At 64.8% G+C, this 15,942-nt stretch carries 15 protein-coding genes and 1 riboswitch; of the genes, 12 read left to right on the plus strand and 3 right to left on the minus strand.

Annotated elements, in window-relative coordinates; genetic code table 11:
- Nucleotides 1–2: 2 nt before the first annotated feature.
- The gene (locus R2676_RS05410; protein ID WP_206273158.1) at nt 3–1,301 is read left to right on the plus strand and encodes a c-type cytochrome; all 1,299 of its coding nucleotides are present in this window, start codon (nt 3–5) and stop codon (nt 1,299–1,301) included.
- 117 nt (nt 1,302–1,418) lie between these two features.
- Nucleotides 1,419–1,496, plus strand: a riboswitch (Fluoride riboswitch).
- Between the two features lie 77 nt (nt 1,497–1,573).
- Nucleotides 1,574–2,854 (plus strand): voltage-gated chloride channel family protein, encoded by a 1,281-nt coding sequence (locus R2676_RS05415; RefSeq protein WP_206273075.1) that lies wholly within the window; start codon nt 1,574–1,576, stop codon nt 2,852–2,854.
- A 25-nt stretch (nt 2,855–2,879) separates the two neighbouring features.
- On the opposite strand, the gene R2676_RS05420 is transcribed toward R2676_RS05415, so the two are convergent.
- On the minus strand, nt 2,880–3,590 hold the full coding sequence (locus tag R2676_RS05420; protein WP_206273078.1) for an IclR family transcriptional regulator: 711 nt from the start codon (nt 3,588–3,590) through the stop codon (nt 2,880–2,882).
- Nucleotides 3,591–3,760: 170 nt separating this feature from the next.
- Here R2676_RS05420 and R2676_RS05425 point away from each other — a divergent pair, with 170 nt between their 5' ends.
- The 8 genes from R2676_RS05425 (at nt 3,761) to R2676_RS05460 (ending at nt 12,504) form a co-directional block, all read left to right on the plus strand.
- Nucleotides 3,761–4,459 (plus strand): RraA family protein, encoded by a 699-nt coding sequence (locus R2676_RS05425; protein ID WP_206273079.1) that lies wholly within the window; start codon nt 3,761–3,763, stop codon nt 4,457–4,459.
- Nucleotides 4,459–5,409, plus strand: coding sequence for an NAD(P)-dependent oxidoreductase (locus R2676_RS05430; RefSeq protein WP_206273082.1), 951 nt, complete (start codon nt 4,459–4,461; stop codon nt 5,407–5,409). The genes R2676_RS05425 and R2676_RS05430 overlap by 1 nt, the downstream gene beginning before the upstream one ends.
- Before the next feature lie 5 nt (nt 5,410–5,414).
- On the plus strand, nt 5,415–6,365 hold the full coding sequence (locus R2676_RS05435; RefSeq protein WP_206273159.1) for an SMP-30/gluconolactonase/LRE family protein: 951 nt from the start codon (nt 5,415–5,417) through the stop codon (nt 6,363–6,365).
- A gap of 61 nt (nt 6,366–6,426) precedes the next feature.
- Nucleotides 6,427–7,794 (plus strand): MFS transporter, encoded by a 1,368-nt coding sequence (locus tag R2676_RS05440; protein ID WP_206273083.1) that lies wholly within the window; start codon nt 6,427–6,429, stop codon nt 7,792–7,794.
- Nucleotides 7,795–7,840: 46 nt separating this feature from the next.
- Nucleotides 7,841–8,887 carry an amidohydrolase family protein gene (locus R2676_RS05445; protein WP_206273084.1) on the plus strand — a complete coding sequence of 349 codons (1,047 nt, stop codon included), beginning with the start codon at nt 7,841–7,843 and terminating at the stop codon, nt 8,885–8,887.
- A gap of 32 nt (nt 8,888–8,919) precedes the next feature.
- On the plus strand, nt 8,920–10,173 hold the full coding sequence (locus R2676_RS05450; RefSeq protein WP_316856934.1) for an MFS transporter: 1,254 nt from the start codon (nt 8,920–8,922) through the stop codon (nt 10,171–10,173).
- A 73-nt stretch (nt 10,174–10,246) separates the two neighbouring features.
- Complete coding sequence (locus R2676_RS05455) at nt 10,247–11,572, plus strand: MFS transporter (protein WP_206273086.1); 1,326 nt, start codon at nt 10,247–10,249, stop codon at nt 11,570–11,572.
- Nucleotides 11,573–11,574: 2 nt separating this feature from the next.
- The gene (locus tag R2676_RS05460; RefSeq protein WP_206273087.1) at nt 11,575–12,504 is read left to right on the plus strand and encodes an amidohydrolase family protein; all 930 of its coding nucleotides are present in this window, start codon (nt 11,575–11,577) and stop codon (nt 12,502–12,504) included.
- Nucleotides 12,505–12,506: 2 nt separating this feature from the next.
- Here the strand turns inward: R2676_RS05460 and R2676_RS05465 are convergent, their stop codons facing one another.
- Nucleotides 12,507–13,310 carry an AraC family transcriptional regulator gene (locus R2676_RS05465; RefSeq protein WP_206273088.1) on the minus strand — a complete coding sequence of 268 codons (804 nt, stop codon included), beginning with the start codon at nt 13,308–13,310 and terminating at the stop codon, nt 12,507–12,509.
- Between the two features lie 95 nt (nt 13,311–13,405).
- On the opposite strand from R2676_RS05465, the gene R2676_RS05470 reads away from it, so the two are divergent.
- Both R2676_RS05470 and R2676_RS05475 read left to right on the plus strand, forming a co-directional pair.
- The gene (locus R2676_RS05470; protein ID WP_206273089.1) at nt 13,406–13,702 is read left to right on the plus strand and encodes a hypothetical protein; all 297 of its coding nucleotides are present in this window, start codon (nt 13,406–13,408) and stop codon (nt 13,700–13,702) included.
- 79 nt (nt 13,703–13,781) lie between these two features.
- The gene (locus R2676_RS05475) at nt 13,782–15,086 is read left to right on the plus strand and encodes an O-acetylhomoserine aminocarboxypropyltransferase/cysteine synthase family protein (RefSeq protein WP_206273090.1); all 1,305 of its coding nucleotides are present in this window, start codon (nt 13,782–13,784) and stop codon (nt 15,084–15,086) included.
- A 49-nt stretch (nt 15,087–15,135) separates the two neighbouring features.
- Here R2676_RS05475 and R2676_RS05480 read toward each other — a convergent pair whose 3' ends face one another.
- Nucleotides 15,136–15,870: a hypothetical protein gene (locus tag R2676_RS05480; protein ID WP_206273091.1), complete on the minus strand. Its 735-nt coding sequence runs from the start codon at nt 15,868–15,870 to the stop codon at nt 15,136–15,138.
- Between the last annotated feature and the right edge of the window lie 72 nt (nt 15,871–15,942).

Genomic DNA, 15,942 nt, shown 5'->3' on the forward strand with positions numbered 1-15,942 from the left:
CCATGGCTGAACTGACGCAATTGACGCAATTGACCCAATGGACGCGAAAGGCGCTGCTGGCGCTGCTGCCGCTGCTGGCCGCTGCGGCGTTGTCCGCCTGCGGTGACCGCTCCACCGATATCCCGCCCGCCGCCGACCAGCCGCCCCCGGCCAAGCTGACCGGCGCCGACCTGATCAACCGCGGCCGCGCCCTCGTGCGTGCAGCCGACTGCGCAGCCTGCCACACCGCCAAGGACGGCGCGCCGTTTGCCGGCGGCGTGGCGCTGGCCTCGCCGTTCGGCACCTTCTACGGCACCAACATCACGCCCGACAAGGAACAGGGCATCGGCCAGTGGAGCGCGGACGATTTCTACAAGGCGCTGCACGACGGCGTCACGCCCGACAAGCACCTGTATCCGGCGATGCCGTACACGTCGTATCGCGGTCTGTCGCGCGGCGATACCGATGCGATGTACGCCTACCTGATGCAGCAGGTGAAGCCCGCGGCTGTTGCCAACCGCGAGCATGAGCTGCGCTTTCCGTACAACATCCGCATCGCCATGGCGGGCTGGAACGTGTTCTTCCTGAAGAACGCGCTGCCCGATGCATCGGTGGGCAATACAGCAGCCTGGCAGCGTGGCCGGTATCTGGCCAACGCGCTGGGCCACTGTGCGGAATGCCATAGCCCGCGCGGGTTTGCCGGTCAGCTCGATGCCGGCAAACCGCTTGCCGGCGCGGCGCTGGGCCGGGTGGTCGCGCCGGACATCACGCCTGCCGGCCTGGCGTCACGGGGCTGGACGCAGAACGACCTGCAGACGTTCTTCAGTGTGGGCATCGCGCCGCAGGGGTCCGCGTTTGGCGAGATGTACCCGGTCGTCCACCTGAGCACGCAGTACCTCAGTCAGGCTGATGTGGCGGCACTGACGACCTATCTGCTGGGCGACAAGGCGCCTGCGCCGCAGGCGCTGAAGCCGGTGGCCGCCACGCCTGAGAATGTCGATCAGCTCAAGGCCGGACGCGCGCATTACCTCGCCGTCTGCGCCGGTTGCCATGGCCGCGATGGTGAAGGCAAGCCTCATGTGGCCGTGCCGATGCTGGGCAACGCCACCGTGCGCAATGCCGACGCGCATAACCTGATCGTCTCGATGCTCGACGGCATTGAAGCGCAGCGCTTCCCGGGCACGGAAGCCATGCAGGAGATGCCGGGCTTTGCGCAGATGAGCGATACGGAACTGGCCGATTTGGCCAACTACCTGCGGACGAGCTTTGGCGGGCAACCGGCCGATATCACCGCAGACCGCGTGAAGGGTTTGCGGCAGTAGGCGCAACCCCTGAAGCCGAAAAAGCCCGCCCAGGCGCGATGCCCGGGCGGGCTTTTTTATGGGCGGCGCGGGTGAGCGTTCCCCGTTGTGGCAGCAACTGGCTTCCGGCACAATCTTGAGCCTTGCGGAGATGGCATGCCTCCCTTAACCGCCGGTCTGCGGATGACGCGTCCGGCTGATGATGCCTACAAGTTCCTGGACGAAGGAAGTTGTAGGCACACGCCCAAACGACGTTCTGTCGCTCAGGTTTGAGTTCTTCGAATCTGGTCATCATGAAGAAAATGGTTACACGCTCCGAGCCGCTGCTCATGTTCGGGTATCTCCTGCGCTGGCTCTCATTGGGGGCGCTTGTCGGCATGCTTGCGGGCTTGGGCTCCGCGGTATTGCTGCTGGCACTGGACTGGGCGACCGACACGCGCATCGCCCATCCTTGGTTGCTGTGGTTCCTGCCCGTGGCGGGCCTGGCCGTCGGTTTGCTCTATCACTACACGGGGCGCGCGGTGGAGGGCGGCAACAACCTGCTGATCGACGAGATCCACGACCCGAAGCGGGTCGTGCCCAAGCGCATGGCGCCGCTCATCCTGCTGGGCACCGTTGTCACGCACCTCTTTGGCGGATCGGCCGGGCGTGAAGGTACGGCCGTCCAGATGGGCGGTAGCTTTGCGGACTACCTCACGCGGCTGTTCTCGCTGGCCCCGGCGGACCGGCGCATCTTGCTGATGGCGGGCATCAGCGCGGGTTTCGCGTCGGTGTTCGGCACGCCGCTGGCCGGCGCCGTGTTCGGGCTGGAGGTGCTCGCGATCGGCCGTCTGCGCTATGACGCGATCCTGCCGTGCTTCATCGCGGCCATCGTGGGCGACCTGGTGCCGCCGTTGGTGGGCGTGCACCACACGCCGTATGCGATTCCGTTTGTGCCGCATCTCACGCCCATCGCAATCGGCCTGGTCGTGGTGGCGGGCATCGTCTTCGGGCTGGCGGGCATGACGTTCGCGGCGCTCACGCATCGGCTCAGCCGCTTATTGAAGCATCGCATCGCCTTCGGGCCGCTGCGCCCCGTGCTGGGCGGCAGCGTGGTCGTGGCGGCGGCCTTGGCGCTGGGGACGGACAAATATCTCGGCCTCGGCATTCCGGTCATCGTGGATGCGTTCCACACTCCGCTGCCGGCGTACGACTTTGCCGGCAAGGCGGCGTTCACGATCGTGACGCTGGCGTCCGGCTTCAAGGGCGGCGAGGTCACGCCGCTGTTCTACATTGGCGCCACGCTGGGCAATGCGTTGGGTTACGTGCTGCCGCTGCCGTTCCCGCTGCTGGCGGGCCTGGGGTTCGTTGCCGTGTTTGCGGGGGCCGCCAATACGCCCATCGCGTCGACCTTGATGGCGATGGAACTCTTCGGCCCCGAAGTCGGCACGTTTGCCGGCATTGCCTGCGTGGTGAGTTATCTCTTCTCGGGCCACACCGGCATCTATCACGCGCAGCGCATTGGCCATGCGAAGCGTCCGTCCGAAACAGAACCGGCGGCGCAGGCTCCGGCTGAACCCGCCGGGCGCTTTTAGCGCGGAGGCGCGAGCTTAGCGTGCATCAGCCACCGTAGAAGCGCTCGCACAACGCCGCACTTGCGCCGAGCTTGCGCGACAGGTCGGACGCCGCTTGCAACTGCTGCGTGACAACATCCCCAGACGTGCGTGCCGCTTCCAGCCGGGAGGCTGCGCCCGACAGCGTCAGCGCAGCCATGAACTTGTCGCCGGAACCGAAGATGGGCGTGGCAAACGCCGCCGTGTGCTGGTCGCGCGCGCCGGAGGTGAAGAGCGGTAATTCAGGGATGCCGTCATACAGCGCTTCACCCAGCCCCCAATAACGCAGCACGTGGCTGATGGCCGTGTCGTCCAGCGGCAGCGACGTGCCGGGCAGGCGGGTCTCGCGCAGGCCTTCGGACGGCTCGGCGCGGAACAGGCACAGCCGCCGGCCGTGATCGACGACGTAGTACGATGCGCTTTCTCGCGTGGCCGCCGCCAGCGCATGCAGCACCGGCTCCACCACGGAAGACAAGTGGAACGACTGCTCGTAGAGCTTGCCGAGATACAGCAGGCGCGGCCCGAGCGAGTACGCGCCGGACTCGGAGCGGGTGACATAACTCATGCGCTCCAGCGAGTTCATCAGCCGATACACCGTGGTCTTGTGCATGCCCGATGCTTGCGCCAAGGCCGCGAGTGACAGGGCTTCCGCCCCCGGCTTGAAGCAATCCAGCAAGGCCAGCGCCTTTTCTACTGCGGCAACGCCGTCATTTCCCATTTTCCGACTCCCCGAACTCCGAACGGCGTGATTGTACTATGTACAACGCCGTTGTATCTGTCGGAAGGGTAAACGCTAGTGGATCGACCTGCCTGTCGTGGTTATAGTGATTTCACCAAGTACACCAATGTTTTACACAGTACAACATCACAGTCTGAGGCAGGTTTTTCATGAGTACCCTTTCGCACAGCATTTCCTCCATCGTTCGCGATATCGAGCGCGTTTCGCCCGCGTTGGTCGAGGCGGCTGCCCGCTTCCAGGCGGCCATCCTGGCTGACGTTGCCGGCCGCCGCGGCACCCTGAACTGTCGCGTCAAACCGCTCGCACCGACCATGAAAGTGGCCGGGCCGGCGGTCACGGTGGAGGTGCGCCCCGGCGACAACCTCGCCATCCATGCCGCCTTGGCAGTCGCCAAGCCGGGCGATGTGATCGTGGTCGACGGCAAGGGCGACCAGAGTTGCGCGCTGATCGGCGAAATCATGGCCACGCAGGCGCAGGCCACTGGCATCGCCGGGTTTGTCATCGATGGCGCGGTGCGCGATTCGCACGAGCTGGCGCACGGCACGTTCCCGGTTTTCTCTGCCGGCTTGAACCCGTGCGGGCCGACCAAGAGCGTGGCCGGCCGCGTGAACCTGCCCGTGTCCGCTGCCGGCGCAACGGTGCACCCGGGTGACCTGGTGGTGGGCGATGCAGATGGCGTGGTCGTGATCCCGCGTGCCGACGTTGAACGCATCCTCGTGCTCGCACAGAAAAAGGTGGACGCCGAAGCGGCCCGCATTGCGGCGATCCGCAAGGGCGATACGCGCCCCGGCTGGCTCGAGAAAGAACTGCGCGCGGCGGGCATGCTGGCCGAAGGCGAGGCACTGTAATGAGCACGACTGCAACCAAGCCCGTCCTGCTCGTCACGGCAGCTGACCTGGCCCCGCAAGCAATGGAGATGCTCGGTGATTTCGAGGTCGTGTTTGCCGGCAAGCAACCCACCGAAGAGGACATCCTTGCGCTCTGCGCACGGCACAAGCCGGTAGCGATCATCGTGCGCTACGGCAAGGTCAACGCCCGCATCATGGATGCAGCCGGCGGCAACCTGCAGGTGATCTCAAAGCACGGCAGCGGTATCGACGTCATCGATCAGGATGCTGCCGCGGCGCGTGGCATCGCGGTGCGCGCTGCAGTCGGGGCCAATGCCGCAGCCGTGGCCGAACATGCGTGGGCGCTGATCCTGGCGTGTGCCAAGTCTGTCCCGCACCTCGACGCGCGGATGCGTGCCGGGCATTGGGACAAGGCAACGCACAAGTCGGTCGAGCTGGATGGCCGCACGCTGGGCCTGGTCGGCCTGGGTGCGATCGGCCGGCGGGCCGCCACGATCGGGTTGGCGTTCGGTATGAATGTCATCGCCTTCGACCCGTACGCCACGGAGGCGCCGGCAGGCGTCAAGCTGGTGAGCCTTGGCGAGCTGTACGCGCAGTCCGATGTGGTGTCGCTGCACTGCCCGCTGACCGCCGAGAACCGCAAGATGCTGAACCGCGACGCGTTCAACTGTTTCAAGCCCGGCGCGATCCTGGTCAACACGGCGCGCGGCGGCCTCATTGACGAAGCCGCGCTGGTGGAAGCGCTGGCCAGCGGCCGACTCCGTGCAGCAGGGCTCGACAGCTTCGATGTGGAGCCGATGACGGTGCCGCATCCGTTCCAGGGTATTGCCAACATCATCCTGTCGCCGCACGTCGGCGGCGTGAGCGATGCGGCCTACGTGAACATGGGCAAGGGCGCGGTGGCCAATGTGCTCGCAGTGATCGAGGAACGTGCCCGCACGGCAGCGTGATGTCCATGTTCCTGCTCTCGCCACCGGCGGTGCGTGAAGCCGAAGTCTTCACGCGCATGCCTGCCAGGTTTCGCAAGCCCTATGTCCAGACGGAATGGGCGCGCGCCAATCGCGGCGGGCAAGCCACCGACTCGTTTCTCGAAGGACCGGTGTGGTGTCCGGACGGCCGCGGCCACGGTCATCTGTACGTGACCGATATCCCGCACGGCCGCGTCTTCCGCATCTCGATGGCGGGCGATTGGGAACTGGTGACCGAATACGACGGAGAGCCCAACGGCATGAAATTCGTCGACGATGCGCACCTGCTCATCACCGACTACCGCAACGGGCTGATGCTGCTCGACATCAGGCGTGGCGAAGTCACGCCGTATCTTGAGCGCCGCAACTCCGAGCGCTTCAAGGGCGTGAACGACCTGACGTTCGACTCGCGCGGCAACCTGTACTTCACCGACCAGGGCCAGACGGGGCTGCAAGACCCGACGGGGCGCGTCTATCGCCTCTCGCCGGAGGGCAGGCTCGACATGCTGCTCGGCAATTGCCCCAGCCCCAACGGGCTCGTGCTATCGCCCGACGAGAAGGTGCTCTACGTCGCCATGACGCGCGGCAACTGCGTGTGGCGTGTGCCGTTACAGGCCGATGGCTCCGTCAGCAAGGTCGGCCAGTTCTTTACGTCGTACGGCCCGAGCGGCCCCGATGGTTTGACGATCGACACGGCGGGGCGGCTGTTCGTGGCCAACCCCGGACTCGGCCGCGCATGGGTACTGAACCACCGTGCGGAGCCGGACATGGTCTTGACTAGCCCCGAAGGTGCATCGCTCACGAACCTGTGCTTCGGTGGCCCCGAAATGAAGACGCTCTTCATGACCGAATCGGTGTCCGGCACGGTGCTCAAGACCGAGATGGACATCGCCGGCCCGCTGCCGCATCGGGCAAGGCAGACCCAAGCAACGCCCTAGCCCAGCTCATCGATACCCGACCCTGAGCGCTCACAGAAGCGCGATGGAGGAGACCATGCAAATGTCCCAGACTTTGAGTGCCACCACGCCAGCGCATGGCGCGGATGCGCGCCCCGCCGCCACGCTGCCCGATGCGGACTACCAGGCGAGCGAACGCACGCTGGCCAAGGCGTTCCGCCGCATCCTGCCGTTCATCTTCGCCTGCTATGTGATCAGCTATCTCGATCGCACCAACGTGGGCTTTGCCGCGCTCACCATGAACAAGGACATTGGCCTCACGGCCGAGCAGTTCGGGTTCGGCGCAGGGTTGTTCTTCATCGGGTATTTCCTGTTCGAGATCCCGAGCAACCTCATCATGCAGAAGGTGGGGGCGCGCATCTGGATCGCGCGGATCATGATCACGTGGGGCATCTTCTCGATGGCCACGGCGTTCGTGGTCGGGCCCAAGAGTTTTGCGGCGGCGCGCTTTCTGCTGGGTCTTGCCGAAGCGGGCTTCACGCCGGGCATCTACCTGTACTTCACGCACTGGTTTCCGGGCAAGTGGCGCGCCAAGGTGACGGCTGCCTTCCTGGTGGGCATTCCGGTGGCGAACATGATCGGCTCGCCCATTTCCGGCGCGCTGCTCGAACTGGGCGGCCTGCATGGGCTGCGCAGCTGGCAATGGCTGTTGCTCATCGAAGGGTTGCCGGCCGTGCTGCTTGGCATCGCGTGCCTGTTTGTGTTGTCGGATCGGCCGGAAAAGGCGACATGGCTCACCGACGATGAGAAGGCCGTACTCGCGCGCCGCCTCGCCATGGAGCAACGCGACATCGCCAGCAAGCACGGCGCGACCCTGCGCGATGCCATGGCCAACTGGCGCGTCTTCGTGCTGGCGTTCATCAACTTCTGCGGCATCGTGGGCTCCATCGGCGTGGGCCTCTGGATGCCGCAGATCATCAAACAGTTTGGCGTCGAGCACACCATGGTCGGCTGGCTGACGGCGATCCCGTATGCGCTGGGTGCGGTGGTCATGCTGTGGTGGGCCCGCACGGCGAACCGCGCGCAGAACCGCGTCCCGTATGTGGCTGCCGCGCTGGTGGTTGCAGCGGTGGCGCTGGCGGCCAGCACAGCCTTGGATGCACCGGCGCTCAAGCTCGCGGCGCTGTGCGTGACGGTGAGCGGCATCCTGGCGTTCCAGGCCACGTTCTGGGCGATTCCGTCCACCTTCCTTACGGGCCGTGCGGCAGCGGGCGGCCTGGCGCTGATCGTGTCGGTGGGCAACCTCGGCGGCTTTGTCGGTCCGTCGATGGTCGGTGCCATCAAGCAGTACTCGCAGGGCTTTACGGCGCCGCTGCTGGCGGTGTCGGCTGTGCTCATCATCGGCGCACTGGCCATCGCCTGGCTGGGCGACCCGGGCGCTGATGCCGGTGAAGCCGACGCGATCCGCTGACGCAACGCCTCCAGCCAGGTTGACTTCATCCTCATCGAGAAAGCCCGTGCAAATCGTCCATGCGCCGCATCTGCCTATCAGGCAAGCGTGGCTCGCCACCCGTCAGGAAGCGGTTCTGCTGCCTGAGCTGCCGATCATCGATGCGCACCACCATCTGTGGGATCGGCAGACCGGCCGTTATCTGACCGAAGAACTGCAGCAAGACGTGAGCAGCGGCCATCGGGTCATTTCGACGGTTTATGTGCAGTGCAGGTCGATGCTGCGGAGCAACGGTCCTGTCGCCATGCGGCCGGTGGGTGAGGTCGAGTTTGCCAACGGGGTTGCTGCCATGTTTGCCAGCGATGCTTATGGGCCAGCACGCGGTTGTGAGGCAATCGTTGGAGGAGCGGATCTCTCATTGGGGCGGGACGTTATCCCTGTGCTGGAAGCCATGCTTGAAGTCTCCGGTAGACGATTGCGCGGCATTCGCAATCCGCTTGCATGGCACGAAAGCGATGCGGTGCGCTCCAGCCCGGTGACTCCGCCGCCGGACCTGATGTTCAGCAAGCCGTTCCGGGAAGGTGTCAGAGCGCTGGAACGCTACCACCTGTCGCTCGATGCCTGGGTCTATCACACACAGCTCGACGCGTTGTTCGAGCTGGCGAGTGAGATGCCAGGGGTCACGATCGTCATCGACCACTTTGGTGGGCCGATTGGCGTCGGCCCGTACGCTGGGCGATCCGCCGTTGTATTTCAAGACTGGCGCAGGGCACTGACCCGGCTGGCAAGTCTGCCCAACACGCGGATGAAACTCGGTGGTGCGGGCATGACCGTGTTCGGCTTCGATTTTGCGTCTCATGAACAAGCCCCCGCATCGGAGATGCTCGCAGCCGCGTGGAGGCCGTATTTCGAGACTTGTGTCGAACTCTTTGGCGCAGACCGGTGCATGTTCGAAAGCAACTTTCCGGTCGACAAGGGGATGTTCAGCTACGTGGTGCTTTGGAATGCCTTCAAGCGATTGGCCGGAGCAGCGTCGCCTGACGAGCGGGCCGCGCTGTTCAGTCGTACGGCTGCATTGACGTACGGATTACACGTACCAGGAGACAAAACATGAAGGTTGTCAGTGCCGATGCACAGCCGGAGAACATGGCAAGCCGCCAGTCAGAGGACGCGCGGCGGATTACCGGCGCGGAGTGGCGTTCGCTGTCATTGGCTGGGCTGGGCTGGACGTTCGAGAGCTATGACTCTTTTCTTCTCTCGTTGCTGTTGCCGACGCTGGCGCTGCAGTTTGGCCTGAGCAAGACGCAACTGGGCCTCTTTACCAGCATCACGGCGGCTGGGCAGATCATCGGTGGCATCTTCTTCGGTTACGTGTCTGACCGTATCGGAAGGGTTCGGACAGCGATGCTCTGCATCGGCATCTATTCGCTGTTCTCTGGCTTGCTCGCCGCCGCGCCGAACGAGCACTGGTTTGCGGCTTTGCGTCTATGTGGAGCCTTGGGAATGGGCGGGATGTGGACCGCCGGCGCTGCCCTGATCGCCGAGACGTGGCATGCGAGCCGCCGTGGCAAGGGTGGGGCATTGATGCAGATGGGCCTGCCCATCGGCGCAATCATTGCAATCAGCGCGGCGGGGCTGGTCAGTAACCTGAATGATGGTTTGGCCGGCAATGGATGGCGCGTACTTTTTCTCATTGGAGCGCTGCCATTCTTTATCCTGTACTGGGTGGCCCGCCGCACGCCCGAATCGCCGATCTGGCTTGAACGTCAAGGCAAGACGGCGCTTACCGTAACCCGGGCGAGTCGGGCGCACACAACTCCGGCAAGCCTGAACGTTCGCGGGTTGTTGACGGCGTTTTTCTTCATCTTCTTTCTGCAGTACCTGTACTGGGGTGTCTTTACCTGGACACCGACCTTCCTGATCACCGTCAAGCATCTGGATTTCGTGCACAGCCTGAAGTTCGTGCTCGCGCTGCAGTTCGGTGCCATCGCAGGTTTCTTGCTGTTTTCCGCACTGGTGGATCGGGTGGGCCGCCGACCGATGTTCATTGCCTACCTGCTCGTGGGGGCCGCAGCCGTGGGTGTCTATATTCTGTCGTCGAATCCGTTGCTGTTGATTGTGGCGATATTCCTGACCGGATTTGGTGTGAACGGCATTTTTGCCGGATCGGGCCCGTTTCTGGCAGAGATTATCGGGAACACGACCTCGCGAGGGTTCCTCATGGGACTGGCCTACAACGGCGGACGACTCGGTGGTTTCATTGCGCCGCTGTTGATTGGTGCGCTTGCTTCGACATCGGGTGGCTTTGTCCTCGGGTTGTCTACCACGATCGTGGCGTTTACGGCCGCTGCGATTGTCGTTCTTCTTGCCCCCGAAACCCGCGGCAAGACGCTTGGGTGATTCCCTGTCGTTCCACCACTGATTTCGCCTCAGAGGGCCCGTAGAGAGCGCCCATTGGCATCCGGAGACCTGTATGCAACAAGCTGGCACCACTGATGTAACTGATCTTGAAAAGCGGACCCTTCGCAAGGTGGTCTGGCGGCTCGTGCCGTTTCTCATGGTCTGCTATCTGCTGGCCTTCATCGACCGCGGCAACGTAGGCATGGCCTCGCTGCAGATGAACCATGACCTCGGGCTGACGGCCCGTGTGTTCGGTTTCGGCAGCAGCCTCTTTTTCGTGTCGTACTTCTTCTTCGAGGTGCCGAGCAACCTGGCGCTGCAACGCTACGGCGCACGCATCTGGATCGCGCGGATCATGATCACGTGGGGGCTGGTCTCGGCCGCCACGGCGCTGGTGAGCGGCCCGGCCTCGTTCTATGCCTTGCGCTTCCTGCTGGGGGCTGCAGAAGCGGGGTTCTTCCCCGGCGTGCTGCTGTACCTCTCGTACTGGATTCCGGCAACGCACCGTGCGCGGATTGTGGCGACGTTCATGGTTGCAATTCCGGCGGCAAGCTTCATCGGGTCGCCCCTCTCCGCTGCGCTGCTGCAGATGGACGGGTTTGCCGGCCTGCGCGGCTGGCATTGGCTGTTCATCCTCGAGGGCATCCCCACGGTGTTGCTGGGCTTCGCCTGCTTGCGCGTGCTGACCAACCGGCCGGAGGAAGCGAAGTGGCTGTCGAACGAAGAGCGCCAGTGGCTCACGAATACGTTGGCCGGTGAAGCGCGCGCGCCGAAGAAGGTTGCGCAGATGCCGCTGCTCAAGCTGTTCTGCAATCGCTACGTGCTGTGCCTCGCGCTGGTGGACGTGTGCGCATCGGCCGCCGGCACCACGCTGTCGGTATGGCAGCCGCAGCTTCTCAAATCGTTTGGGTTGACCGTCATGCAGACGGGGCTGCTGAACTCGGTGCCGTATGCCGTGGCATCGGTGCTGATGGTGCTGTGGGGCCGCCGCTCCGACCGCCTGAAAGAGCGTCGCTGGCATACCGCCATCCCCATGCTGCTGATCGGCCTGGGCCTCTTCGGTACGTCGCTCAGCGGGTCGCTCGTGCCGACCATGGTGATGCTGTGCGCGGTGCTGGTCGGGGCGTATTCGTTCAAGGGGCCGTTCTGGGCGCTGGCCTCCGGCATGCTCTCGAACAGCGCAGCCGCTGCGGGGCTTGCCACCATCAACGCGATTGCCAACCTCATCGGCGGCGGCCTGATGGTGAATGTGTACGGCTGGGTCCAGCAAGCCACCGGCAGCTATGCATTGGCGCTGATGCCGTTGGCCGTGCTGACGCTGGTGAGCGTGACCACGCTGCTGCTGTTGAGCCGCTCGACGCCGGAAGCGCAGGTGCTGAGCAAGACGGAGACCGCCTGACCATGCGCGCATTCAGCAGAAGGCGGTTCCTGCAGATGGCCGGGGCCGGTGCCGTGGCGGCCGCTGTTCCGGGGCTCACCGAAGCAGAAGAGTTGTGGTCCACCGGCAGCGCCCCGCCGACGTTCAGGCTGCCGGCCGGCGCCGTGGATTGCCACATGCACATCTACGATGACCGATTCCCGAGCGCCTCAGGCACCACGCTGCGGCCGCCCAACGCGAGCATCGAGCAGTACCGCAAGGTGCAGGCGCGTCTGGGCGTGCAGCGCAACGTGGTCGTCACGCCGTCGACGTACGGAACGGACAACCGCTGCACGCTGGATGCGCTCAGGCGTTTCGGGCCCAATGCGCGCGGCGTTGCGGTGGTCGATACGTCCGTGACGGACGCCCAGCTTGCCGAGATGCACGCCGCAGGTGTGCGGGCCATCCGCTTCAACCTGAGCTATCCGGGCGCCACCACCGTCGAGATGCTCGCACCGCTGGCGTCACGCATCGGCGCGCTCGGATGGCACATCGAACTGGTCGTGCAAGGCGCCAAGTTGCCCGCGCTGGAGCCGCATCTCCTTGCGCTGCCGTGTCCGCTTGTCATCGATCACATTGCGCACGTGCCGCAGCCGGGCGGCATGCAGTCCGACGCCACGCGCACGGCGCAGCGCCTGGTCGACAAGGGCAACACGTGGGTCACGCTGTCTGGTCCTTACGTCGATTCCAAGACGGGTGCGCCCGCTTATGCCGATGTCGAACCCGTGGCCAAGGCCTTCATCAACATGGCGCCCGAGCGGATGCTCTGGGGCACCGACTGGCCGCATCCGACCCAGAACGCCAACAAGCCCGACGATGCCGCGCTGCTCGATACGATGGCCGCCTGGATTGACCGTGCGGATTGGCAGCAGATGATCTTCGTGGCGAATCCGGCCAAGCTCTACGGTTTTTGAGGCTAAGAAGTCAATGTGAGCCCGGCGCATCCGCCGGCGGCGTATCGGCCCGGCGTGATGCCGAACGTTGCGCGAAACCGGGCGATGAACGCGCTGACGTTGTCGTAGCCGAGATCGAGCGCCACCGTTGTCACCGGTGCGCCGGCCGCCAGCCGTTCCAGTGCGCACATCATGCGCAGCCGGTGGCGCCACGTCTCGAACGCGTAGCCGGTCTCGACGGCAAAGCGCCGGGTGAGGGTGCGCGGGGCCACGGCGGCCCAGTCGGCCCATTCCCGCAGGCGCCGGGTATCCGCAGGATCGGCAATAAGCGCGTCGGCGATGTTGCGCAGGCGCGTGTCGACGGGCATCGGCAACGCGGTGGGCGCCGGGGCGAGCGCGCGGATTTCATCGGCAATCACCGCCGCGATGCGCTGCTGCTTCGGGTCGAGCGGCGCCTCCGTCCACGTCGCCGCACGCGCGATGGCGGCGCGCAGCAGCACAGACATCGACAGCGTGCACGGGGCGCCTGGCAGGTCTTCGCATGCCTCGGGCGCGAGGTAGACGGCCCAGCCGACGAACGGCCCATGCGTTTGCGCACCGTGCGTGACGCCGGGCGGAATCCATACCGCTTGCGCTGCAGGCACCACACAACGGCTTGCGCCCGTCTGCACGGTCAAGACGCCAACATCCGTTCCGAACAACTGCCCGCGCGCATGACTGTGGGGTGCGGTCGCACGCGGCGCGGCGCTGGCCTGGTCCACCGCGTAGATCCATCGACCACCGGCCGAGTGCACGCGCGCGGCTGGAAGAAGGGGTTTGGAAGACATGGCTCAAAAAGCGTATTGATTGGCGGTGATCACGGAGTGACGCCAAGCTACCCGCTCTACAGTGGCGTGGTCAATGACCCAGGAGCACACAGACCATGCGTCCCGAAGATGTTCTTCCCGACACCGCCAGCCATGCCGACTTCGATGGACTGACCATCCGCAAAGGCACGGTGGCCGCCTTCCTGGCCAACGCGCAGGCTTGGCTGAATCCCGACATCGATTGCGCCCAGCGTGCCGAGGCGGCGCAGTTGATGCGCGAGGCGGTTCCCGCGCTCGATGCCCTGGGCGTCTTTGCCATCCTGGAGGTGCGAGACGCAGCGCTGCGCGCGTTGATCACGCGCTGGCAGACGGAGTGCGCTGCAGGGGGCGCGCAAGAGGGGCGGAACGCATAACCAAAGACAAAAACGGTCGTTCGCACGCTGAAGGGCACACCCTATGCTCGCCGGAGATCAATCCTCCGGAGACGCAACGATGACGCAGCAATCGCTGACTACAGCCCCTGCCTGGAAACTCGACACCGTGGCCGTCCACGGCGGCTACAGCGCGGACCCGACGACCCGCGCCGTCGCCGTGCCGATCTACCAGACCGTTGCGTTCGCGTTTGACGACACGCAGCACGGCGCCGATCTGTTTGACCTGAAGGTGCCGGGCAACATCTACTCGCGCATCATGAACCCGACCAACGATGTGCTCGAAAAGCGCATCGCCGCGCTCGAGGGCGGCATCGGGGCGCTTGCGCTGGCGTCGGGGCAGGCGGCCGTCACGTATGCGATCCAGACGATTGCGGAAGCGGGCGACAACATCGTTTCGGCCAGCACGTTGTACGGCGGCACCTACAACCTGTTTGCGCACACGCTGCCGCTGTCGGGCATCACTACGCGGTTTGCCGATCCGCGCGACCCTGCTTCATTCGAAGCGCTGATCGACGACCGCACCAAGGCCATCTTCGCCGAGACCGTCGGCAACCCGCTCGGCAACATCACCGACATTGCCGCGCTGGCCGAGATCGCGCACCGCCACGGCGTGCCGCTCATCGTCGACAACACCGTGCCGACCCCGTACCTGGCGCGCCCCTTCGAACATGGCGCCGACATCGTCGTGCATTCGCTGACGAAGTACCTGGGCGGCCACGGCACGAGCCTGGGCGGCGCGATCGTCGATTCGGGCAAGTTTCCGTGGGCCAAGCACAAGGCGCGCTTCAAGCGGCTGAACGAGCCGGACGTCAGCTACCACGGTGTCGTCTATACGGAAGCGCTCGGCGATGCGGCGTATATCGGCCGCGCCCGCGTGGTGCCGCTGCGCAACACCGGCGCGGCGCTGTCGCCGTTCAACGCGTTCCTGATCCTGCAGGGCGTCGAAACGCTGGGTCTGCGCATCGACCGCATCACGCAGAACGCGGCGCAGATCGCCCGGCATCTGCGCGGGCATGCCAAGGTGGAGTGGGTCAACCACGCCAGCCTGGACGATCACCCCGACCACGGGCTCGTGCACAAATACCTGTCAGGCAAGGCGCCGGGGCTGCTCACGTTTGGCGTGAAGGGTGGTTTTGCTGCCGGGGCGCGTTTTCAGGATGCGCTGCAGTTGTTCACGCGGCTGGTGAACATTGGCGACGCCAAGTCGCTGGCAACGCATCCGGCATCGACCACGCACCGGCAGCTGTCCGAGGCGGAGCTTGCCAAGGCCGGTGTGCGGCAGGAGACGATCCGGCTGTCGATCGGCATCGAGCATATCGATGATCTGCTGGCCGATCTGGATCAGGCGCTGGCGCGCGCTTGAGGTGGAAACGCCGAGCGCCTCCTCGCGGCGCTCGGCGAATCAGGCGCTTTTACCGCCCCGCGAGCTGGAGCGTTTCCAGTTCCGCCGTCGTGCGCTGGCTGCGCACGCCTCCGCTGTTGTAGACCTCATCAACAGCCTTCACCCAGCGGCCGACCTCGGGCACATACCACACGGCCCTATACATCCGCCCAGTGGCCTTGCTTGGCTGAGTGCGTTGCGTCTGCGTGACCATGGTGCTGCCACCCGCGGCGGTGTTGGCCGACTGCACAACGGAGGTGGATGGCGCCAGTTCGGCTATCCACTGGCCTTCCGCCTCAATTTTGATGGCGTTGAATTTGCCGGCGGGCACTTCTACCGACTCGTAACCCATGACCTTGTAGTGCGTGTCCCACTGTTCAAGGGTATGGGCCTTGTTTGGATTGTGCTCGGTAAAGGACACATCCCAGCTCTTGCCTGGCTGCAGCGGGAAAGCCAGCGGACGATTGACGGTCGTCTCTTTGCCATCCACGTTGCGAATGCGGCTCCAGTCAGCGCCGGCGATGACCTCGATCGGGCCGGTCGGCGCGCCTTTGGCCTGCACCGTGAAGTAGATGTTCGACGCCGTCGTCCGCACAACGGTGAACGTGTCGTGCGTTTGCTTCCAGCCCGAGGGCCCTGTCTCAATGGTGGTCTGGTATGTCCACTGATCGCCGCTTTTGATGACAGGGGCATCTGCTGACTGCGCTGCAGCAAGTACCGGCACGGAAAGTACCAGCGCGGTCAGGAACGGTTTTGCGGAAGTCATGAGCAGCGGAGATCAGCAGTTTGTAAGAAAACGATCGTATCCCACATTCCTGCGTGAAAGTGCGCTCGCCAG

It is taken from the genome of Ralstonia flatus (assembly GCF_958439105.1).
Lineage (GTDB): Bacteria > Pseudomonadota > Gammaproteobacteria > Burkholderiales > Burkholderiaceae > Ralstonia > Ralstonia flatus.

Bases quoted from the DNA above. Each gene is read 5' to 3' on its own strand.
- R2676_RS05410 (WP_206273158.1), top strand. From the start codon at position 3: ATGGCTGAACTGACGCAATTGACGCAATTGACCCAATGGACGCGAAAG.
- R2676_RS05415 (WP_206273075.1), top strand. From the start codon at position 1,574: ATGAAGAAAATGGTTACACGCTCCGAGCCGCTGCTCATGTTCGGGTAT.
- R2676_RS05420 (WP_206273078.1), bottom strand. From the start codon at position 3,590: ATGGGAAATGACGGCGTTGCCGCAGTAGAAAAGGCGCTGGCCTTGCTG.
- R2676_RS05425 (WP_206273079.1), top strand. From the start codon at position 3,761: ATGAGTACCCTTTCGCACAGCATTTCCTCCATCGTTCGCGATATCGAG.
- R2676_RS05430 (WP_206273082.1), top strand. From the start codon at position 4,459: ATGAGCACGACTGCAACCAAGCCCGTCCTGCTCGTCACGGCAGCTGAC.
- R2676_RS05435 (WP_206273159.1), top strand. From the start codon at position 5,415: ATGTTCCTGCTCTCGCCACCGGCGGTGCGTGAAGCCGAAGTCTTCACG.
- R2676_RS05440 (WP_206273083.1), top strand. From the start codon at position 6,427: ATGTCCCAGACTTTGAGTGCCACCACGCCAGCGCATGGCGCGGATGCG.
- R2676_RS05450 (WP_316856934.1), top strand. From the start codon at position 8,920: ATGGCAAGCCGCCAGTCAGAGGACGCGCGGCGGATTACCGGCGCGGAG.
- R2676_RS05455 (WP_206273086.1), top strand. From the start codon at position 10,247: ATGCAACAAGCTGGCACCACTGATGTAACTGATCTTGAAAAGCGGACC.
- R2676_RS05460 (WP_206273087.1), top strand. From the start codon at position 11,575: ATGCGCGCATTCAGCAGAAGGCGGTTCCTGCAGATGGCCGGGGCCGGT.
- R2676_RS05465 (WP_206273088.1), bottom strand. From the start codon at position 13,310: ATGTCTTCCAAACCCCTTCTTCCAGCCGCGCGCGTGCACTCGGCCGGT.
- R2676_RS05470 (WP_206273089.1), top strand. From the start codon at position 13,406: ATGCGTCCCGAAGATGTTCTTCCCGACACCGCCAGCCATGCCGACTTC.
- R2676_RS05475 (WP_206273090.1), top strand. From the start codon at position 13,782: ATGACGCAGCAATCGCTGACTACAGCCCCTGCCTGGAAACTCGACACC.
- R2676_RS05480 (WP_206273091.1), bottom strand. From the start codon at position 15,870: ATGACTTCCGCAAAACCGTTCCTGACCGCGCTGGTACTTTCCGTGCCG.